General features: G+C 73.2%; 19 protein-coding genes and 1 pseudogene. 7 read left to right on the forward strand and 13 right to left on the reverse strand.

What is annotated here, in order from left to right:
• Window positions 1-32 precede the first annotated feature (32 nt).
• Window positions 33-197 (reverse strand): annotated as a pseudogene (locus ABZ659_RS05630) (SAM-dependent methyltransferase); the annotation flags it as partial.
• A gap of 305 nt (window positions 198-502) precedes the next feature.
• On the opposite strand from ABZ659_RS05630, the gene ABZ659_RS05635 reads away from it, so the two are divergent.
• On the forward strand, window positions 503-1630 hold the full coding sequence (locus tag ABZ659_RS05635) for a magnesium and cobalt transport protein CorA (RefSeq protein ID WP_360213782.1): 1128 nt from the start codon (window positions 503-505) through the stop codon (window positions 1628-1630).
• Between the two features lie 42 nt (window positions 1631-1672).
• On the opposite strand, the gene ABZ659_RS05640 is transcribed toward ABZ659_RS05635, so the two are convergent.
• Window positions 1673-2101, reverse strand: coding sequence for a CBS domain-containing protein (locus tag ABZ659_RS05640; RefSeq protein WP_360213784.1), 429 nt, complete (start codon window positions 2099-2101; stop codon window positions 1673-1675).
• A 207-nt stretch (window positions 2102-2308) separates the two neighbouring features.
• Window positions 2309-2941, reverse strand: coding sequence for a uridine kinase (locus ABZ659_RS05645; protein WP_360213786.1), 633 nt, complete (start codon window positions 2939-2941; stop codon window positions 2309-2311).
• A gap of 211 nt (window positions 2942-3152) precedes the next feature.
• Between ABZ659_RS05645 and ABZ659_RS05650 the strand changes: the two genes are divergently transcribed.
• Window positions 3153-4640, forward strand: a complete 1488-nt coding sequence (locus tag ABZ659_RS05650) for a glutamate synthase subunit beta (protein ID WP_360213788.1) — start codon at window positions 3153-3155, stop codon at window positions 4638-4640.
• Between the two features lie 126 nt (window positions 4641-4766).
• Here ABZ659_RS05650 and ABZ659_RS05655 read toward each other — a convergent pair whose 3' ends face one another.
• The 3 genes from ABZ659_RS05655 to ABZ659_RS05665 form a co-directional block, all read right to left on the reverse strand.
• Window positions 4767-5582 carry an SAM-dependent methyltransferase gene (locus ABZ659_RS05655; RefSeq protein WP_360213790.1) on the reverse strand — a complete coding sequence of 272 codons (816 nt, stop codon included), beginning with the start codon at window positions 5580-5582 and terminating at the stop codon, window positions 4767-4769.
• 84 nt (window positions 5583-5666) lie between these two features.
• The gene (locus tag ABZ659_RS05660; RefSeq protein WP_360213792.1) at window positions 5667-5921 is read right to left on the reverse strand and encodes a DUF397 domain-containing protein; all 255 of its coding nucleotides are present in this window, start codon (window positions 5919-5921) and stop codon (window positions 5667-5669) included.
• Complete coding sequence (locus tag ABZ659_RS05665; protein WP_360213794.1) at window positions 5922-6782, reverse strand: helix-turn-helix transcriptional regulator; 861 nt, start codon at window positions 6780-6782, stop codon at window positions 5922-5924.
• A gap of 311 nt (window positions 6783-7093) precedes the next feature.
• On the opposite strand from ABZ659_RS05665, the gene ABZ659_RS05670 reads away from it, so the two are divergent.
• The 3 genes from ABZ659_RS05670 to ABZ659_RS05680 all read left to right on the forward strand — a co-directional run bounded on the left by ABZ659_RS05670 (window position 7094) and on the right by ABZ659_RS05680 (window position 10569).
• The gene (locus tag ABZ659_RS05670; RefSeq protein WP_360213796.1) at window positions 7094-7963 is read left to right on the forward strand and encodes an ATP-binding protein; all 870 of its coding nucleotides are present in this window, start codon (window positions 7094-7096) and stop codon (window positions 7961-7963) included.
• Entirely contained in the window at window positions 7960-8394 is a 435-nt protein-coding gene (locus tag ABZ659_RS05675; protein ID WP_360213798.1) for a hypothetical protein, read from the forward strand. The genes ABZ659_RS05670 and ABZ659_RS05675 overlap by 4 nt, the downstream gene beginning before the upstream one ends.
• Window positions 8395-8655: 261 nt before the next feature.
• On the forward strand, window positions 8656-10569 hold the full coding sequence (locus tag ABZ659_RS05680; protein ID WP_360213979.1) for an ABC transporter ATP-binding protein: 1914 nt from the start codon (window positions 8656-8658) through the stop codon (window positions 10567-10569).
• Between the two features lie 6 nt (window positions 10570-10575).
• On the opposite strand, the gene ABZ659_RS05685 is transcribed toward ABZ659_RS05680, so the two are convergent.
• The 5 genes from ABZ659_RS05685 to ABZ659_RS05705 all read right to left on the reverse strand — a co-directional run bounded on the left by ABZ659_RS05685 (window position 10576) and on the right by ABZ659_RS05705 (window position 15878).
• A complete protein-coding gene (locus ABZ659_RS05685; RefSeq protein WP_360213800.1) occupies window positions 10576-10749 on the reverse strand; it encodes a hypothetical protein in 174 nt (57 codons plus the stop codon).
• Between the two features lie 158 nt (window positions 10750-10907).
• Window positions 10908-11597, reverse strand: coding sequence for a DUF899 domain-containing protein (locus tag ABZ659_RS05690; RefSeq protein WP_360213802.1), 690 nt, complete (start codon window positions 11595-11597; stop codon window positions 10908-10910).
• 113 nt (window positions 11598-11710) lie between these two features.
• Complete coding sequence (locus ABZ659_RS05695; protein ID WP_360213804.1) at window positions 11711-13066, reverse strand: amidohydrolase; 1356 nt, start codon at window positions 13064-13066, stop codon at window positions 11711-11713.
• Complete coding sequence (locus ABZ659_RS05700) at window positions 13063-14943, reverse strand: FUSC family protein (RefSeq protein WP_360213981.1); 1881 nt, start codon at window positions 14941-14943, stop codon at window positions 13063-13065. Before ABZ659_RS05700 ends, ABZ659_RS05695 begins: the two co-directional genes overlap by 4 nt.
• Before the next feature lie 167 nt (window positions 14944-15110).
• Window positions 15111-15878 carry a nucleotidyltransferase domain-containing protein gene (locus ABZ659_RS05705; protein ID WP_360213806.1) on the reverse strand — a complete coding sequence of 256 codons (768 nt, stop codon included), beginning with the start codon at window positions 15876-15878 and terminating at the stop codon, window positions 15111-15113.
• 83 nt (window positions 15879-15961) lie between these two features.
• Here ABZ659_RS05705 and ABZ659_RS05710 point away from each other — a divergent pair, with 83 nt between their 5' ends.
• Window positions 15962-16375 (forward strand): RidA family protein, encoded by a 414-nt coding sequence (locus ABZ659_RS05710; RefSeq protein ID WP_360213808.1) that lies wholly within the window; start codon window positions 15962-15964, stop codon window positions 16373-16375.
• Window positions 16372-16836 (forward strand): GNAT family N-acetyltransferase, encoded by a 465-nt coding sequence (locus ABZ659_RS05715; protein ID WP_360213810.1) that lies wholly within the window; start codon window positions 16372-16374, stop codon window positions 16834-16836. Before ABZ659_RS05710 ends, ABZ659_RS05715 begins: the two co-directional genes overlap by 4 nt.
• A 138-nt stretch (window positions 16837-16974) precedes the next feature.
• Here the strand turns inward: ABZ659_RS05715 and pip are convergent, their stop codons facing one another.
• Both pip and ABZ659_RS05725 read right to left on the reverse strand, forming a co-directional pair.
• Entirely contained in the window at window positions 16975-17940 is a 966-nt protein-coding gene (pip, locus tag ABZ659_RS05720) for a prolyl aminopeptidase (protein WP_360213812.1), read from the reverse strand.
• Window positions 17941-17949: 9 nt separating this feature from the next.
• Window positions 17950-18723, reverse strand: a complete 774-nt coding sequence (locus ABZ659_RS05725) for a uracil-DNA glycosylase (RefSeq protein ID WP_360213814.1) — start codon at window positions 18721-18723, stop codon at window positions 17950-17952.
• Between the last annotated feature and the right edge of the window lie 260 nt (window positions 18724-18983).

Genomic DNA, 18983 nt, shown 5'->3' on the forward strand with positions numbered 1-18983 from the left:
CCGCCCCCTACGCCCCTGCCGCGGCCCACCCGTCAGGCCCTGCGCCCCCAGGCGGAGATCATCGGCGCGACGGCCAGGTCCAGCGTCCCGGAGGCGAGATGCGTCAGGTGGCGGTCGATGTCCTGGCCGGTGCCGAAGCCCGCGGTGACCAACTCGTCCCGGAACTGACGGATCGTCGCGGCTTCCAGCGCGGCGCAAGGACGGCGAGGGCGTCGGAGCGCGCCACCGCCGCGGCCTGCCGGTCGTCGAGGAGATGGCCATCAGTTCGCATCATGCCGCGATCATCCCGGTTGTCCGTCTTGCCGGGAGTGGGTGACGCTCCGGTACGACGAGATGTACGGCGATGGCAGGGCATCCGGGGAGGTGACGTCCCGTTGTCCACAGGCGGGAACCAAGCGGAACGTGCCCTACCCACAGGCTTCCCCACCGCCCTTGCCCGGCTGGCAAACTGACACGACAGGGCGCGGAAACGCGTCACGGGGGACCATGCGAGGAGTACCGGATGTCCATGGCAGGGAATCTGCGGAAGGTGAGGGGCCTCGGCGCGGTCGGCGGCCTGCGGAAGGTGGCGCGGCTGACCAGGCGACGGCGCCGGGTCGACCTGAGCCACCCCGCCCGCTCCCCGCTGGGCTCCTCGGTGGTCAACTGCGTGGCGTACGAGGAGGGGGCGCGGGTCCCCGTCGAGGGCGATCTCGCCGACGCGGTGGAGCAGGTGCGCAAGAACGACGACGGATTCGTCTGGCTCGGGCTGCACGAGCCGACGAACGACGAGTTCGCGGGCATCGCCGAGCAGTTCGACCTGCACCCGCTCGCCGTCGAGGACGCGGTCGAGGCCCATCAGCGCCCCAAGCTGGAGCGCTACGGCGAGACGCTGTTCGCGGTGTTCAAGACGGTCTGCTACGTCGAGCACGAGGAACTCACCGCGAACAGCGAGGTGGTGGACACCGGCGAGATCATGGTGTTCCTCGGCCATGACTTCGCGGTCACGGTGCGGCACGGACACCACGGCTCGCTCGGCCCGGTGCGCGAGGAGCTGGAGTCGCACCCCCTGCACCTCGCCAAGGGCCCCTCGGCCGTGCTGCACGCCATCGCGGACCACGTCGTCGACGAGTACCTCAACGTCGTCGACGCCGTGCAGGCGGACATGGACCAGGTGGAGACGGACGTCTTCGCGGAGCACGGCGAGCGGGTCGACCCGGGCCGCATCTACCAGCTCAAACGCGAACTGCTCGAACTGAAGCGGGCCGTGGTCCCCCTCGGCCGTCCCCTCCTGGAACTCGCCGACCGGCCGATGCGGGTGGTGGACCCGGAGATACAGGCGTACTTCCGCGACGTCGCCGACCACCAGCTGCGGGCGGCCGAGCAGATCGCCGCCTTCGACGAACTGCTCAACTCCATCCTCCAGGCGCACCTCGCCCAGGTCACGGTGGCGCAGAACGAGGACATGCGGAAGATCACGGCGTGGGCCGCGATCGTCGCGGTGCCGACCATGGTCTGCGGGGTGTACGGCATGAACTTCGCCCACATGCCGGAGCTGGGCTGGCGCTACGGCTACCCGCTGGTCCTCGGGGTCATAGCCGTGGCCTGTCTGGCGCTGTACCGCGGCTTCCGGCGCAACGGCTGGCTGTGAGCGCACCCGTCGGCGGGCGGTGGGGGCAGGGCGCCAGAAGGGTCAGCGGGAGGCGCTCTCGGCGTACACGCGTCCGGCCCAGGAGGCGATCTGGTCCTCCGACAGGTGCCGGACGAGGTCGGCCTCGCTGATCATGCCGACGAGTCGCTTGTCCCGGATGACGGGGAGCCTGCGGATCTGGTGGGACTGCATCTCGCGGAGCACCTCGCCGACGTCGGCGTCGGCGTCGATCCAGCGGGGGGTGCCCTGGGCCATCTCGCCCGCGGTGACCCTGGCGGGGTCGTGGCCCATCGCCACACAGCCGACGACGATGTCGCGGTCGGTGAGGATGCCGCAGAGCCGCTCGTCCTCGTCGCTGATGGGCAGGGCCCCCACGCCCAGGTCGCGCATCAGCTGGGCGGCGCGGTCGAGGGTCTCATGGGCGGGGATCCACTGGGCTCCCCGGTGCATGATGTCCGCGGCTGTGGTCATGGCGTACCTCCTGCAGCCGGACGCTCGGCGCGGTACGGAGGGCACCGCTGGTCCCGGCAGTCCCGGCGCCCCTCATTCTCGCCGCGCCCCGCGGGGCCCGCACCCGGAGACGCGACGGGAACGGCCCCGCGCTAAGGCCAAGGGCGGCCGGTCAGCCTCCCCGAAGGCCAGGTCAGGCCCCAGGCCAGGTCAGGCCCCAGGGCCAGGTCAGCCGCGCCACGCCGGATGGCGGGGATCGTCGGCCCGTACCAGGACGTCGGCCGTGGCGGCGGGGTCGGTCTCGTGCTCGTAGCGTTCGAAGGCGGGGAGGGTCCAGTGGTCGGCTTCCGGGGTGCGGCGGCGCAGGGCGCCCGGTGAGAGGAGGAGATGGACGGACAGGTCGAAGGGGAACCAGTGGCGCAGCAGGAGCGGGCCGTGGAGCAGCAGCACACCGCCGGGCGGGAGCCGGGTGTAGGGGCTGCGGGTGGCACGGTCGGTGACCGGGTCCCTGAGGTCGGGCAGGATCCGGCCGTCGCCGCCCGGTTCCAGCGGGCCGAACACCTCCCGCCACAGCGCGCCGGTGTCGAACCAGCCGTCGTAGTAGGAGTCGACGTCCTGGCGGCCGTGTTCGAGGCGGAGTGAGGCGGGGCGCAGGAAGCCCTCGGTGCCGACGACGAGTGAGGGACGGCCGCGTACCCGCAGCGCCCCGTGGACCAGGGCGGCGAGATCGCCGGGGCGCGCCGCCGGGGCGCCGTCGAAGGCGACCCGCGGCCAGGGCCCGCCGTCGGCCGCCTCCAGGTCGAGCAGCCGCTCGGCGAGCCGGTCGCCGAGCCGTTCCCAGGTGATCGCTTCGAGTCGCACCCGGCCATGATGCCGCGCGGCCCGACCGGGCCCGCACTGATGGTGGCCCGCGGGCAGGGGCCCTCCCCCGGCAACCGCTGGCCCACCCCCTGCGCCCCTGCCTGAAGCGACGTATCGTGGCCGAAAGTGTGCCGCCCGGTGGCGTGAACGGCCGGGGTGCGCGTGCGCGCCGGGAGAAGGGCGTACGCACGGGAGACGTAGGAAGACGGCCATGGCCGATCCCAAGGGTTTCATGACCACCCCCCGCCAGGACTGGCCCCGACGCCCCGTCGGGGAACGGGTCCGGGACTGGGACGAGGTGTACGTGCCGGGGGCGCTGCTGCCGATCATCAGCAAGCAGGCCGACCGCTGCATGGACTGCGGGATCCCGTTCTGCCACGAGGCGTGCCCGCTGGGCAACCTGATCCCCGAGTGGAACGACCTGGTCTCCCGCGAGGACTGGCGGCAGGCGAGCGACCGGCTGCACGCCACGAACAACTTCCCGGAGTTCACCGGCAGGCTCTGCCCCGCGCCGTGCGAGGCGGGCTGTGTGCTCGCCATCAACCAGCCCGCGGTCACCATCAAGAACGTCGAGTGCGCGATCGCCGACCGCGCCTGGGAGGAGGGGTTCGCACCGCCCCGGCCGCCGGACCGGCTGAGCGGACGGACGGTCGCGGTGATCGGGTCGGGCCCCACCGGGCTCGCCGCGGCGCAGCAGCTGACCCGGGCCGGGCACACGGTCGCCGTGTACGAGCGGGACGACCGGCTCGGCGGGCTGATGCGCTACGGCATCCCGGCGTTCAAGATGGAGAAGCACCAGCTGGAGCGGCGGCTGGAGCAGATGCGTGCCGAGGGGACGAAGTTCCGTACGTCGACGGCGGTCGGCCGGGACGTCGGCACCGAGGAGCTGCGGTCACGCTACGACGCCGTGGTGATCGCCACCGGGGCGACGGCATGGCGGGAACTGGACGTGCCGGGGCGTGAACTGACCGGCGTCCAGCAGGCGATGGAGTACCTGCCGCTGGCCAACCGGGTGGGTGAGGGGGACCTCGACAGCTCCCCGATGTCCGCCGCCGGGAAGCACGTGGTGATCGTCGGCGGCGGCGACACCGGCGCCGACTGCCTGGGCACCGCCGTACGGGAGGGCGCCGCGTCCGTGACTCAACTGGACATCTACGCCCAGCCGGGCGCGGAGCGCGACGAGGACGCCGAGCCCTGGCCGACGTACCCCCGGATCTACCGGTTGTCGGCCGCGCACGAGGAGGCGCGCGAGCTGGGTACGGCACCCGTGGCGGACGCGGACGCACGGCTGTTCGCGGCGTCGACGCTGCGGTTCACCGGCGACGCGGACGGGCGGGTGCGGGCGCTGCATCTCGTCGAGGTGGACGCCCGGCGCCAGCCCCGGCCCGGCACCGAACGGGCGCTCCCCGCCGACCTGGTCCTCCTCGCCCTCGGCTTCTCCGGGCCCGACCGGACGGACGGCCTGGTCGACCAGCTGGGCCTGCGGCTCGACCCGCGCGGCACGATCGCCCGGGACGCCTCCTTCGCCACCGAGGTGCCCGGCGTGTTCGTCGCGGGGGACGCCGCGCGCGGGCAGTCGCTGATCGTGTGGGCGATCGCGGAGGGACGCGCGGTGGCGGCGGCCGTCGACCGCCATCTGACGGGCGGCTCGCACCTCCCGGCGCCGATCGGGCCGTATGACGGGCCCCTGGCTGTGTGACCCCGGCCGATCACCGGACGACCCGACTGGGGCGGACGACCGACAGCGGCCCCTACGAAGGGGCGGCGGGCCGGACACACGAGGTGCGCCAGATCCGCCGCCGGTCGAACACGCCCGGTACGGACTTCAGAGCTTGCGCCCCACCGCCCCGTACCCGGGAATGACCTTCTCCTCCTGGCCCGGTACCGGTTCGCCCAGTTCGGGGTGCCACTCGGGGACGATCGCCACGCCGGGCTCGACCAGTTCGAGACCGTCGAAGAAGCGGGCGAACTCGGCGCGGGAGCGCAGGGCGAGGGTGATGCCCGCCGCCTTGAGCTTCGCGGTCGCCGCCTCCGACTCCTCGGGCGAGAAGTCGGCGGTGGCGTGGGTCATCACCAGGTAGCTGCCGGAGGGCAGCTCGGCCAGCAGCCGGTTCACCAGCTCGTGCGCGCCGTCCTCGTCGGAGACGAAGTGCAGCAGCGCGATGAGCGAGAGCGCCACCGGCTGGCTGAGGTCGAGGACCTTCCTCGCCCCCTCGACGATGGCCGCCGGGTCCCGCACATCGGCCTGGAGGTACTCGGTCACACCCTCGGGCGTGCTGCGCAGCAGGGCCGCCGCGTGGGCGAGCACGATCGGGTCGTTGTCGCAGTAGACGACGCGTGCGTCGGCGGCGACCCGCTGGGCGACCTGGTGAAGGTTCGGCTCGGTCGGGATGCCCGTGCCGATGTCCAGGAACTGCCGTACGCCCTGCCCCGCCAGCCACCGTGTGGCGCGGTGCATGAAGGCCCGGTTGACCCGCGCCATCACCGGCACGCGCGGGTCGAGGGCCAGCATCTGACGGCCCATCTCCTCGTCGACGGGATAGTTGTCCTTGCCGCCGAGGTACCAGTCGTACATCCGCGCGGGATGCGGCTTGCTGGTGTCGATCTCGACGTGGGGCTGCCCGGTCATGACGCACTCCATAAGGGTCTCAAGCAGTTAATGATCAACTCAGTACCAACGTACGGGACTTGCGGGAGGGGGCTGAACAACAATCAGGGGCAAGGATCAGGACAACAGGAAGTCCGCCTCTCCCGCCTTGGCCCCCTCGATGAAGGCCGTCATCTCGTCCGTGGTGTAGATCAGCGCCGGACCGTCCGGGTCGGTGGACTGGCGGACGGCGATCCGGCCGTCGGCGAGTTTCATCGCCTCCAGGCAGTTGCCGCCGTTGCCCCCGCTCCAGGGCTTGTGCCAGCCCTCGCTCCCCAGGTCCCGCGCGGGCATTCCGTTGTAGACACGTATGCGCGGTTTGATGCGCTCCATTTACAGCTCCTTGCGGAGATCCCGGAGGATCTCGTTCGTGCGATGTGCCGTAGCGGCCTGTGCCGCCATGCGGTCCATGACCTCGAGGTAGGTAGCCACCTCGGAGCGCGCGTCGAGGTAGACGGCGCCGGTCAGGTACTCGCTGTAGACCATGTCCGGCAGTTCGGGCATGGCGAATCGGAAGAGGACGAAGGGCCCGTACGTGCCGGGGTGCGGTCCCGAGCTGAACGGGATGACCTGCAACGTGACGTTGGGCAGCTCGGCGACGTCGAGCAGCTTGTCGATCTGGGCGCGCATCACGTCGGGACCGCCGACCTGACGGCGCAGCGCGGTCTCGTCCATGACGACCCACATCCGGGGCGCGTCCTCACGGGTGAGCAGCGCCTGCCGCTGCATCCGCAGGGCGACGTGCCCCTCGATGTCCTCGGGGTTCGCCTGGCCGATCGCGCCCGAGGTCAGGACACCGCGGGCGTAGTCCTCGGTCTGGAGCAGTCCCGGCACGAAGTGCGGCTCGTAACTGCGCAGCAGGACAGCGGCGCCCTCCAGGCTGACGTACATCGAGAACCAGCCGGGAAGGATGTCATGGAAGCGCTGCCACCAACCGGGTTTGTTGGCCTCCTCGGCCAGTTGGACAAAGGCCTCGGCCTCGTCGTCGGGAACGTCGTAGGCCTTCAGGAGAAGTTGGAGGTAAGGAATCTTGAAGGCGACCTCGGCCATCTCCATACGTCGCACCGTGGCGGGGGCGACCCGCAGCACACGGGCGGCCTCCTCACGTTTCAGACCCGCGCGTTCCCGCAGGTCCAGCAGGCGCCGGCCGAGGACGACCTGGCCGACCGTCGGCGCGGACCGCGGTTCACTCACGCTCCACCTCCAGCAGGGATTTCCACACAGCCCGACGGCGCCATTCGAAGACCTTTTCGAGGAACTGACCTCATACACATCCGGTTCATCCGGCCGGATTCCCATGAAACCGGACCGATCGGACACCTTCGGCCAGACCCCCGGCGATCCCAAGTGGCGCCGTTCGACGTGCTGTTGCGAGCAGTGTGCCACGCCCTTCCACTACGTCACACAGCACTCTGCATTTTTCATAGTGACACTTGCCAAGTGTTCCCGACGGGGAGATAGTGGCAAGCGTGATTCCGTCCGCGCCCTTAGGAACAGACGCCGCCATGGGCTCTTCCAGCCTCGGCGCCCACCCGGGAGCCGGCCCCGCCGGGACCCCTTCCGAGCGCCGGTTCCGCTTCGAGCTAGCCGCCCATCCGGGCTCACCCGCACAGGCCAGACGCCTGACACGGGCCCGGTTGACCGGCTGGTCGGTGTGCGAGGACACCTGCGACACGGCGGCCCTGGTCGTGTCCGAGCTGGTCACCAACGCGATCGTGCACACCGCGAGCACGACCGTGGTGTGCGAGCTGCGCGACTGCGACGACCTGGTGCGGATAGCCGTGCGTGACGAGGGATGCGCGCCGGGCGAGCCCCACCCGTCGCCGAGCCGGCCCGAGGAGGAGCACGGGAGGGGACTGCTCCTCGTCGACGCGGTGTGCCGGGCCTGGGGCGCCCTGGAGCACGGCCCCGGCCTGCTGGTCTGGGCCGAGCTGCCCCGCGGGGCGTACACGGACGAGCCCAGCAACGACCTCGGCTGGGGCGCCCGCCCCAAGCCGGGCGGGTCCGGCGGCTCGGACGAGGAGGACGACACGGACCCCGCCCCCCAGGGCGGGACCGGAGCCCACCCGTCCCCGCACGGCGGCACCGGGGTCTCCCCCGAGCCCCGCCCCTCCATACCCGGCGGGGACGCCCCCGGCCCCTCCGCCCACGGCACCCCGAGCCCCCGCCCTCCCGCTCACCACAGAAGCGACCGGGGCGACCGGGTTGACTACCGAGGCGACCGGCTGGACCACCGGCCCGACCGGCCCGAGCACCGCGCCGACCGCGCCGAGCACCGGATCGACCACCGCACCGACCACCACCCCCTCCCGCACCACCGACCCGAGCCGCACTCCCCGTCCCACCAGCACCCAGCAGAAAGGCACCGCCCATGACGGCTGCCCCCCGCGGCGGTCCTCTGCTGAGCCTGGACACGCTGGTCCGCCTCGGACGCGGACAGCGCACCCCCGACGTGCACCCGCCCCGGCGGCTCTCCGTACCGGACGGCATGACGGCCCCCCTGGGCTGTGACGCGGTGGCGGTACCCGCCCGTCTCGGACCGCTGATCACCCCCCGGCTGCCCCGGCTCGGGTGCGTCTACGCCGACGAGGCGCACTGGTGGTGGCTCGTGCCCTCCGACTCCGACTACGCCATGGACTGGCCCGCACCCGCCCGGTACGTGACCGGCGCTCTCGTCCCCGACGACACGCGCCTCATCCACCGACCGGACGGCACGGTTCCGTACACCCCGCCGATACCCCTCTACCTGGCCCTCTGCCAGGCCATGGGCGCCACCCCGACCTGGTCCCGCCCGATCAGCGCGTAACCACCCCGTACGGCACCCCCGCCCCACGGCGTACGCCCGCGCACCCGCCCCTCCCCCCGTGCGCGCCCTCCCCGTCACCGAGCCACCCCGCGATAGTGGCCGTCCGTCCACCCACGGCCGACGTGAATGCGGGGGAGGTCCCCATTGGGCACACCGGGCACCCGGCGAACAGCACGGGGCAGGAAACGCGGCGACGACCCCGACCAGCCCCGGGTCTCCGACTCCGAGCGCCTGCTCTTCGGCGGCCCGCTCCGCTACGACATGGGCTGGAACCAGCACACGGACGCGTTCCTCGAACTGAACTTCCGTGCCATGATCACCCGGCTGCCCGGCCTGCTCACCGCCAGTCTCGGGCTCGCCCGGCAGGCCGACCGGCGGGCCACCCGCACCGTGATCGCCGCCGAGACGGCGCGGGGCGCGGCCCAGGCGGTGAGCCTCCTCGCGGTGAACAGCGTCCTGGGCGGCCTGCTCGCGGGCGGCCCCATCGAGGACCGGCTGCGCGGCGCGGCCCCCGCCCTCACCACGGTGGCCGCCGTCGCCCTGCTGTCGGCGCTGCTGCGCGCCCTGTCGACCTACGCCACCGGGCGGCTGGAGCCGAAGGTGGAGCGGGTGGCGACCGAGCAGTACCTGGAGCGGGCGGCGACGGTGGAACTGTCCGCGATCGAGGACCACGTCTTCCACAAGCTGCTGGACACCGCCCAGTACGGCGCCGCCTCGGCCCGCCGCATGATCTCGTACGCCACCCGCGTGGTGAACGCCCTGATCTCGCTGGTCGCGGCGGCGAGCGTGCTGACCGTGCTGCACCCGGCGCTGCTGCCGCTGCTGGTGACGATGACGCTCCCGAGCGCGTGGAGCGCGCTGACGATCGCGCGGCGGCGCTACGAGTCGTTCCACGCGTGGGTGCAGCACGAGCGCGCGGCACGGCTGATCGGCTCGCTGCTGATCGAGCCGGAGGCGGCGCCGGAGATCCGGGTGCACGGGGTGGGCCCGTTCCTGCTGCGGCACTACCGGTCGATGTCGGAGACGGCGGAGGCCGAGCAGGCCCGGCTGGCCCGGCTCGCCGCCCGTACCGGCCTCATCGCGGCGCTGTGGACGGGCCTGGCGACCGTGGCGACGTACGCCACCCTGGGCGGGCTGCTGCTGACCGGTTCGATGGCGCTGGCCGTCGCCGGTACGGCGGTGATCGCCATCCGCACCGGCTCCGCGAACCTGGACACGCTCGTCGTCGAGGTGAACGCGCTGCACGAGGAGGCGCTGTTCGTCGGCGACCTCCAAAAACTGCACAGCGAGGCGGCGAACCGGCTGGTCCCGGTCGGCGGGACGGCCCTGCCCGCCGCCCCGCGCGAGATCCGGTTCGAGAACGTCACCTTCACCTACCCGGGTGAGCGGCCGCGGGACGGCACCGGTGCGGCCACCGCGGGGAAACCCCGCCGCCCTGCCCTGGACGACGTCACCCTGACCATCCCGCTGGGCAAGATCGTCGCCCTGGTCGGTGAGAACGGCTCGGGCAAGACCACCCTGGTCAAGCTGCTCGCCGGGCTCTACACCCCGGACCGGGGCCGGATCCTGTGGGACGGCGTCGACGCGGCGACCGCCGACCGGCACCGGCTGGCGGAGCGGGTCGCGATGGTGGCGCAGGACTTCAAGCGCTGGCCGTTCACCGCGCGGGTCAACGTGGCCGTGGGCCGCTCCTCGGCGCCGCTCACCGAGGACAGGCTGGCGTCGGCGGTGCGGGAGGCGGGCGCCGGGGCCGTCATCGCGGACCTGCCGCGCGGCCTGGACACCCTGCTGGCCCGCCACTTCAGCGGCGGGCACGCGCTGTCGGGCGGGCAGTGGCAGCGGTTGGGGATCGCGCGGGCGGCGTACCGCCAGGGCAGCCTCCTGATCGTGGACGAGCCGACGGCGGCCCTCGACGCCCGTGCCGAACTGGAGGTCTTCGAGAAGATCCGGTCCCTGGCGGGCACCGGCCAGACGGTGGTCCTGATCACGCACCGGCTGGCGTCCGTACGCCACGCGGACCTGGTGCACGTCCTGGACCACGGGCGGCTGGTGGAGTCCGGGACCCCGGACGACCTGCTGGCCAGCGGCGGGGTCTACGCGGAGCTGTACTCGCTCCAGGCGCGCCAGTTCACCACGGCCGTGACCGACCCGCTGCCCACGCCCGAGCCGAGCTGAGCCCCGTCAGTCGGTCACGTCACCGCCGCGCACGATCACCAGGAACGTGTCCGTGGCGAGGTCCATGACCACCTCGGCGGGGAGCCCTTCCAGGCGCCGCGCGTGTGCGAACTCCTCCGCGGGCCAGGATCCTCTCGGCCCGCCCGCGGGAAAGCGTTCGAGCACTGTTCGCCCGTTCACCACCCTGCACCTCCAGAAGACGTCGTTCCTCGTAGGAGTTAACGCCCTCCGGCAGGGGAACGCCTCGCGCGGTGACGCTACTGAGACGTAGTTGACACGTGCTCACCACGCGGAGTGAGGATGCCGCGACACTGGGCCCCCGATAACCACCGTACGCATCATTCCTCGTACTCATCGTGATAACGGAGGCGCTCACTGCCCGCAGGCGCCCCGAAGGCCGACGCGCGCCCCTCGGGCTCCTCCCACTCCTCCTGCCGCCCCAGTGCGGTCAGGTCGAGGAAGCTCGTGGTGGAGCCGAGCCCGTCGAGCCCGCGCTCGTACGTCGAGTAGGTGTGGAACACCCGGTCGACGTCCCGCAGGAAGCAGCTCACCCCCGGCCGTTCGGTCAGCTCGCCCTCATACTCCAGGGTGACCCCGAAGTCCTGGTTGAAGTCGGTGCCGTACGACGAGTACCAGGGCACCGTCCAGCCCATCCGCGCCTTGAACGGCAGGATCTTCGTGTACGGCGCCCTGGAGACCGCCGCGAACGAGGTGCCCCGCGCGTGCAGATGGGCCAGATGGCCGACCTGGTCCAGGAACGCGGAGCAGCTGCGGCAGCCCGCGTCCCACTCGGGGGCGAACATGAAGTGGTAGACGACGAGTTGCCGCCGTCCCTCGAAGAGGTCGAACAGGCTGGCCTTGCCGTCGCCGCCCTCGAAGACGTACTCCTCCTCGACCTCGACCATGGGCAGCCCGCGCCGTTCGGCGTTGAGCGCGTCCCGCGCGCGGGTGGCCGCCTTCTCCTTGACCAGCAGTTCCTCGCGCGCCCTGCGCCACCTCGCGCGCGAGACGATCTCCGGCAGCGACATACGCCCTCCAGTGCGACGGTCCCGTTGCGGATGGTGACCGGAGGACGCGTCGGAACTCATCGCCGCCGCGCGAACTTCTTCGCGCGGGCCCCGCGAACCCCGGAGACGCCGTGTCAGGTGTCGTACTCCTGGATGCGCCGCCCATGGCTCCGGTCGAGCAGCGCGGGCAGCCGCTCCTCCAGCTCCCGGACGGTGGCGGGCACGTCGAGGGTGCGCAGTTCGCGGTCGTGCATCAGGATCCGCCCGTCGACGACGGTCGTGCGGACGTCGGCGGCGCGGGCGCTGTGCACGAGGGTGGCGGCGAGGTCGTGCACGGGCTGGGTGTGCGGGCCGCTGAGGTCGACGAGGACGAGGTCGGCCCGCCGTCCCGGCGCGATCCGTCCGACGCTGTCGCCGAGCCCGACGGCTTGGGCGCTCTGCACGGTGGCGTGGTGCAGCGCCTGCCGGGCCGTCAGCCACCGGGGGTCGCCCTCTGCCGACTTCTGCACCAGGGAGGTGAGCGCCATCGACTCCCACACGTCGAGGGAGTTGTTGGAGGCGGCGCCGTCCGTGGCGAGCCCGACGGGGATCCCGATGGCGTTGAGCGCGCGGACGGGCGTCGTCCCCGGCCAGCCGAACTTCAGGTAGCCGCGCGGCGAGGTCGCCACCGCCACCCGCCCGCCGGCCCGCTCAAGCACGGGCAGGTCGCGGTCGGCGTCGATGCCGGTGGCGTGGGCGATCAGCAGGTCCACGCCGAGGAGCCCGGCACGCTCCAGCACCTCTACCGGCGTCCGTCCGTGGCGGGCGAGGCTGGCGTCGGTCTGGTCGCGGTTCTCGGCGGCGTGCAGATGCACCGGCAGTCCGTACTCGCGGGCGAGGTCGGCGGTGGCGGCGAGGTCGGCGTCGTCCACCGTGTAGGGGGCGTGCGGCGCGAGCGCGGTGGTGATGCGGCCGTCGGCCGCCCCCCGGTGCCGTAACGCGAACTCCAGTGACCGTTCGCGCCCCTGTGCCCCCTGCGAGGAGAAGAACGCCTCGCCCAAGTGGGCCCGCATCCCGCACTCGGTGACGACGGCGGCGACCGTGTCCATGGCGAAGTAGTGGTCCGCGAAGCAGGTCACGCCCCCGCGGATCATCTCGGCGCAGGCGAGCCGCGCGCCGAGTTCGACGTCCCTGGCGGCCAGGTTGGACTCGATGGGCCAGACGACGTCGTTGAACCACTCCTCCGTCGGCAGGTCCTCCGCGACCCCGCGCAGCGCGACCATCGGGGCGTGGGTGTGGCAGTTGACGAGCCCCGGCACGGCGACCTGCCCCCGCCCGTCGATCCGCTCGACGGCGGCCAGCCCGGCGCTGTCCTCCGCGTCGACGACGGCCTCCACCACCCCGCCCCGCACCACGACGGCGGCGTCCTCCCGGAACCCCACCTCCCCCTGCTCGTCATGGACGAGGACGGCGCATCCGCTGATGATGAGATCGGCGTGAGAAGACGTCATGCGCTCAACGTACGACGGTCGGCGCCGGGCAGGTCGACGGTTCCCGGCAGGTCCGTCAGCCCGGCCAGCTCCGCCAGCAGCCCGGCGAGGCGCTCCGCGTGCCGGGGCGTGAGCCGCCCGGTGTCGTCGAGGTGCACGGCGCAGGCGGTGGTGGGGTCGACGAGCCGTTCGAGCAGTACGGCGATCCGGTCGGCGCCCTCGGTGTGCCGGGCGAGCGCGGGCAGTTCGGCGGCGCCGAGCGCGATGGCGGTACGGGCCTCGGCGAGCGCCCGGTAGGCGTCGCGGCGCAGCGTCCAGCGGCGGGCGCGGTCGTCGGGCTGGTCCATGACATGGGAGAGGTAGGCGTACGCGGCACGGCCCGCCGCCGTGAGCCGGGCGCGCACCGTCCCGCCCCGCCGCCCCGGCATCGGCAGGTGGCCTACGACCAGCACGATCGCGCAGGCCAGCAGCGTCTCCCCGATCCGGCTGACGGATGCCTGCGGTTCCCCGCCGACCATGACGAGCGCCAGCACGAGCACGGTGACGACGGCGGTCTGGGCGGCGAAGTGCCGGGTGGCGACCGGGATCAGCGCCCCGCTGACGGCGACGAGCGCGATGAGCCCCGCCGGGTTCGGCAGCACCGCCGCGAGGGCGGCGAACAGCAGCGCGCCGAGCACGGTCCCGGCGGCCCGGCACAGCACCCGCGAGGCCAGCGGCCCGAGGTCGGGCTTGACGAGGAAGACGGCGGTGGCGGGCAGCCAGTACCAGTGGGTGTGCTGCCCGTACCAGTGCGCGTGGTACAGCCCGAGCGCGACGGCGCCGCTGGCCCCGAAACTGAGGGCGACCCGCACCCCGTACTCGCGTCCGCCACCGCCGAACACGGTCCGCGCCAGCTCCCGCCCGCTCCGCCGCCGACTGTGCAGATCGCCGCCGTCCGCCTGGTCGAACGCCTCGGCGGCGTGCAGCAGCGCGTCGTCGAGGGCGCGCAGCGCGGGCACGGACCGGCAGGGCGCGGGCAGCGGACCGGTGTGCGTGTTCCCGCGCACGGCAGCCGCCAGCCGCCGCGGCCCCTCGGCGGCCCGCGCGGATACGGCGTCCCCGGCCCAGGCCAGCGCGGTCGCGGCCTCGGCGAGCGGCAGCGCGGCGGCGTACTGCGCGTGCAGCCGCCGTTCGGCCGCGGAGCTGGCGTACCGCCGCAGCCGGGGCCCGGCGAGGACGTCCTGCGCCTGGTCGAGCGCGGCGGTCAGCGCGGCCCGCCGGGCGGTGGCGTGCCCGGTCCCGGCCGCGTCGAGCAGAGCGGCGATGGCGTCGTACACGGCGGCTACGGCGTCCCGCTCCCCGTCGAACCGGTAGTCACCGGCGCCCGCGCCGAACGACCCCGGCGTGGGCAGCGCCACCCGCAACGCCAGCAGCCACCCGGCCCCGGCGAGGAAGGCGACCGCCCGCGCCCACCCGGGCTCGGGCAACGGCATCCCCGCGCCCACGGCCGAGGCGACCAGCACCTGCGTCCCGGCCGCCGAGGCGACGGGCCCCACGGCGCTCACCCCACCGGCGATCAGCCCGAGCCCGGTGAACACCCCCACCAGCCAGACGGCTCCCAGCCCCGCCCCGGCGGCCGTTCCAACGAGCATCCCCACGGCCCCCGCCACCGCGGGCACCCCGATCCTCTGCACGGAGACCCGACGCCCGCCGGGCCGGTCGTTGATCCCGGCGAGCATCGCGGCGACGGCCGCCACGACCCCGGCCGAGGGCCGCCCGACGACCACGGCCACCAGCAACAACGGCCCGGCCGCCAGCGCCCCCCGGGTCACCGCGCTCCAGGGCACGGGCCCACGCTGGGCCCGCAGGGCATGGGCGAGCCACAGCGGAAGCGGCGGCAACGAGGGCAGAACGGACATCACACGGCGCGGCAAGCAACACTCCTGTCGTCGAGGCGGAACGCCCTCGGACGACGGTGGCCGGGCTGGGATCGTGGTGGTACCAGGGTAAACGGGGCCGGTGACAGCGGGAAACCGACGCGGTTACGCCCGCCGCCCCCGCGACCCCGTTCGCCGGTGGTCGCCGGTCAACCCGCCGCGCGGTACGCCCTGCCGAGCAGCCCCTCGGTCCGGGCGATCGCGTCAGCCAGGGACTCGGGGCCGGGCCCGAGTCCGGACAGGACGCCGTCCACCCCGTCGAGGCCCGCCCGCCTCAGCAGACCCTTCTCGTTCGTGACCCACTCCCCCCGCGCCGCCAGCACGGCGTGGGCGGTCTGGGTCGCGGCGAGGGCGATGGCTCCGCCGACCTGGGTGACGGAGCCCCGGGGCGCGTGGCCCGACCTGGCGTAGGCGAGGGTGGCGGTGGCGGTGCCGTACCAGCGTTCGGGGGCGGTGCGGCGCAGGGCGGCCGGATAGCCCGCCGGGCGGGGCGGTTCGCCGTGCAGGACCCGGTTGACCGCCAGTTCGGCCATCAGCAGGTACGTCGGGATCCCGGCCAGGTGGAACATCAGCGGCTCGACCCGGAACCGGCCCTCCTCCGCGTCGGCCATGACCTGCTCGACGACGTCGAGGTCCCGGTAGTGGACGTCGACCCGGCGCCCCTCGACGGTCAGCCACGCCCCGCCGTTGAAGACACCGCCGCCCCAGCCGCCGATCTCGGACACCTCACCGTCCCAGCCGAGGGCACGCAGGTCGGCGGGGTCGAACGCGCCACGGTAGTACACGGCCATGTCCCAGTCGCTGTCCGGCCGGTGCGCGCCCTGCGCCCGGGAGCCGCCGAGGGTGACGCCCCGGACGCCGGGGAGGGTGGCGAGGCGGTCGGTGACGGTGGAGAGGAAGCGGGTGTCGTCGTTCATGGGGCCATGGAAATACGGATGCGCGCGGCGGCGCCAGCACGGAGGATCAGTGAGTTCCTCCGCCCCCTTTCAGGAGCCGCCCCGTGATCCGCCGTGTCACCGTGCCCACCCTCTTCCCTCCGCCCGCCTACTCCCACGCCTCCGTGGTGGAAGCCGGTACCAGGCTGGCCTTCCTCGCCGGGGCGGTGCCGCTGGACACGGAGGGGAAGCTGATCGGTGCGGGGGACGCCGTGCGGCAGGCGGAGCAGGTGGTCGCCAATCTGGAGGAGCAGCTGCGGGCCGTCGGCAGTGACCTGGCGCATGTCGTGTCGACCGACGTGTACGTCGTGAGCGCCGAGCCCGCCGTGCTCTCCGCCGTCTGGGACGTCGTCGAGGCGTCCGGTCTGAGCACCGGGCCGCATTCGTCGACGCTGCTGGGGGTGGCCTGCCTGGGCTACACCGGGCAGTTGGTCGAGATCACGGCCACGGCCGTCGTACCGGAGGGCGCGGGAGCGTGAGCACCGGCACCGCGGCCGTCGAACTGCGACCCGCCACGCCCGACGACGCCGCCGCCGTGGCCGACGTGTGGCTGCGCTCCTTCGCCACCGCGCTGCCGACCGTCGTACGACCGCGTACCGACGGCGAGGTGCGCGCCTACTTCCGTGACGTCGTGGTGCCGCTGCGGGAGACCTGGGTGGCGGATGCGGGGGGTCCGGGGGTCGTGGGGGTGATGGTGCTCGACGGGGAGCTGCTCGCGCAGCTGTACCTCGACCCCGGCTGGCGCGGGCGCGGCATCGGGGACCGTTTCGTCGCCGTCGCCAAGGAGCGCAGCCCACGGGGCCTCACGCTGTGGACCTTCCAGGTCAACACGCCCGCCCACCGCTTCTACGAACGGCACGGCTTCGTCGCCGTGGAGCGCACCGACGGCAGCGGCAACGAGGAGCGGGAGCCGGACGTACGGTACGAGTGGCGGCCCTGAGGCGCGCCTCGGCCACGCGGGGCGCTCTGCGCGGCGCCGGGCGCGGGGCTTAAGGCTTGGGGCTTGGGGCTTGGGGCTTGGGGCGCTCTGCGGAGCGTGGGGCGCTCTGCTGGGGCGCGGGACTTGGTGCGCCCGCGCCTAACGCTCCACCGCGTACCGGTCCGTCGCCGCCACGAGCGCCTCGGCCATCTCCGGCGCACCGGCGTTGTGCCCCACCTGGTCCACCATCACCAGCTCGCTGCCCGGCCAGGCGTGGTGGAGCCGCCAGACGACGCCCAGCAGGTTGCCGAAGTCCAGGCCCCCCTGGACCAGCGTGCCGGGGATGCCCTTCAGCAGGTGCGCATCCCGCAGCACCACGCCCTCGTCGTTGCCCTCGCCCAGGAAGTGGTCGTTGCCCCAGTAGTGCGTGACCGTGCGGGCGAAACGCATCCGGAACTCCGGGTCCTCGTAACGCGGCACCGAACGCGGCGGCAGTGCGGCAGCCGCCGTCTCCCAGTCGGTCCACGCCCGCGCCGCCCGCTCCCGCACCCCGGCGTCCGGCGATTCGAGCAGCCGGTTGTAGGCGGCAGCGAGGTTCCCCTCCCGCTCCCCCTCCGGCAACCCGGCGAGGAACTTCTCGAAAGCCTCCGGGTAGAGCTTCCCCAACCCCCTGGTCAGCAGGGCCACCTCGGCGTTGGAACCGGTCACCACTGCGGTGAGCACCAGCTCCGACACGGCCCCCGGATGTGTCTGCGCGTACCGCAGCCCGAGCACCGACCCCCACGACACCCCCCACACCAGCCACCGCCCTATCCCCAGGTGCCGCCGCAACAGCTCCAGGTCGGCGATGAGATGAGCCGTCGTGTTGACAGTCATGTCCGTCTCATACACGCTCGCGGACGGCCTCGAACGCCCGCACCCACGCTGGTCGAGCAGCACGATCCGGTACGCCTCCGGGTCGAAGAGCCGCGGGAAGTACGCATTGGCGCCGGTCCCCGGCCCGCCGTGCAACACCACCGCCGGCTTGCCGCGCGGATTCCCGCAGACCTCCCAGTACACGCGGTTGCCGTCACCGACATCCAACATGCCGTGCTCATACGGTTCGATCTCCGGGTAAAGAGGCATCCGGCGACCCTAGCCCGCGTCCCACCCGCTCGCAGCCCTTCGAGTCGCTTCGCCGCCGAGCCCGGCCGCACCAGCCGCCGCGCGCAGCACCTCCCGCAGCATCTCCGGGGTGAGCCGCCCCGTGAAGGTGTTGCGCTGGCTGACGTGGAAGCACCCGAAGAGATCGAGCCCTTCTCCGTCCCCCTCCTCTCCTGCCGCGCTGTCGAGCCGCACCCTCGCACCGTGCCCGAACACCGGGCGCGGTCTCGGCACCGCCCACCCCGCCTCCGCGAACGCGGGCAGCGCGGCCTGCCAGCCGAAGGCCCCGAGGACCACCACCGCCCGCAACGTCGGCCGCAGCAGCCCCAGCTCCCGCACCAGCCAGGGACGGCAGGCGTCCCGCTCCCCGGGCGTCGGCTTGTTGGCGGGCGGCGCGCAGTGCACGGGCGAGGTGACCCGGACCCCGTACAGCTCCAGCCCGTCCCCCGCGCTCACGGACGTGGGCTGCGACGCCAACCCCACGTCGTACAGCGCCCGGTACAGCACGTCCCCCGACCGGTCACCGGTGAACATCCGTCCCGTCCGGTTGCCCCCGTGAGCCGCCGGTGCCAGACCGACGATCAGCAGCCGGGCGTCCGCCGGACCGAAGCCGGGAACCGGCCGGCCCCAGTACGTCCAGTCCGCGAAGGCCGCCCGCTTGGTACGGGCCACCTCCTCACGCCAGCCGACCAGCCGAGGGCAGGCCCGGCACCCGGCGATCCGCTCGTCCAGCCCCATGAGGGCGCCGCTGGTGCCGCTGTCCATACCCCCCACCGTAGAACCTCCCGCCAGGTGAAAACGGGACCGTCCCCCGCCCCAAGGGGAGCTAAGGTCAAGACATGGCTTCCGAAGCTGCGGACCACGAGGATCCGAAGGACACACAGAGCACGCGGGACGCGGGCGGGCAAGGCGCCGGCGCGCGAGGCACTGGCGGTGACGGTGGCGGCGGTGCGGCGGGTTCTCCGGAGGCGGATCGCTCCCCGGACCCGGGACGCTCCCCGGGCACGGACGGCACCCCGCCCGCC

The organism is Streptomyces sp. NPDC006997 (assembly GCF_040635175.1).
In the GTDB taxonomy this organism is placed as follows: domain Bacteria; phylum Actinomycetota; class Actinomycetes; order Streptomycetales; family Streptomycetaceae; genus Streptomyces.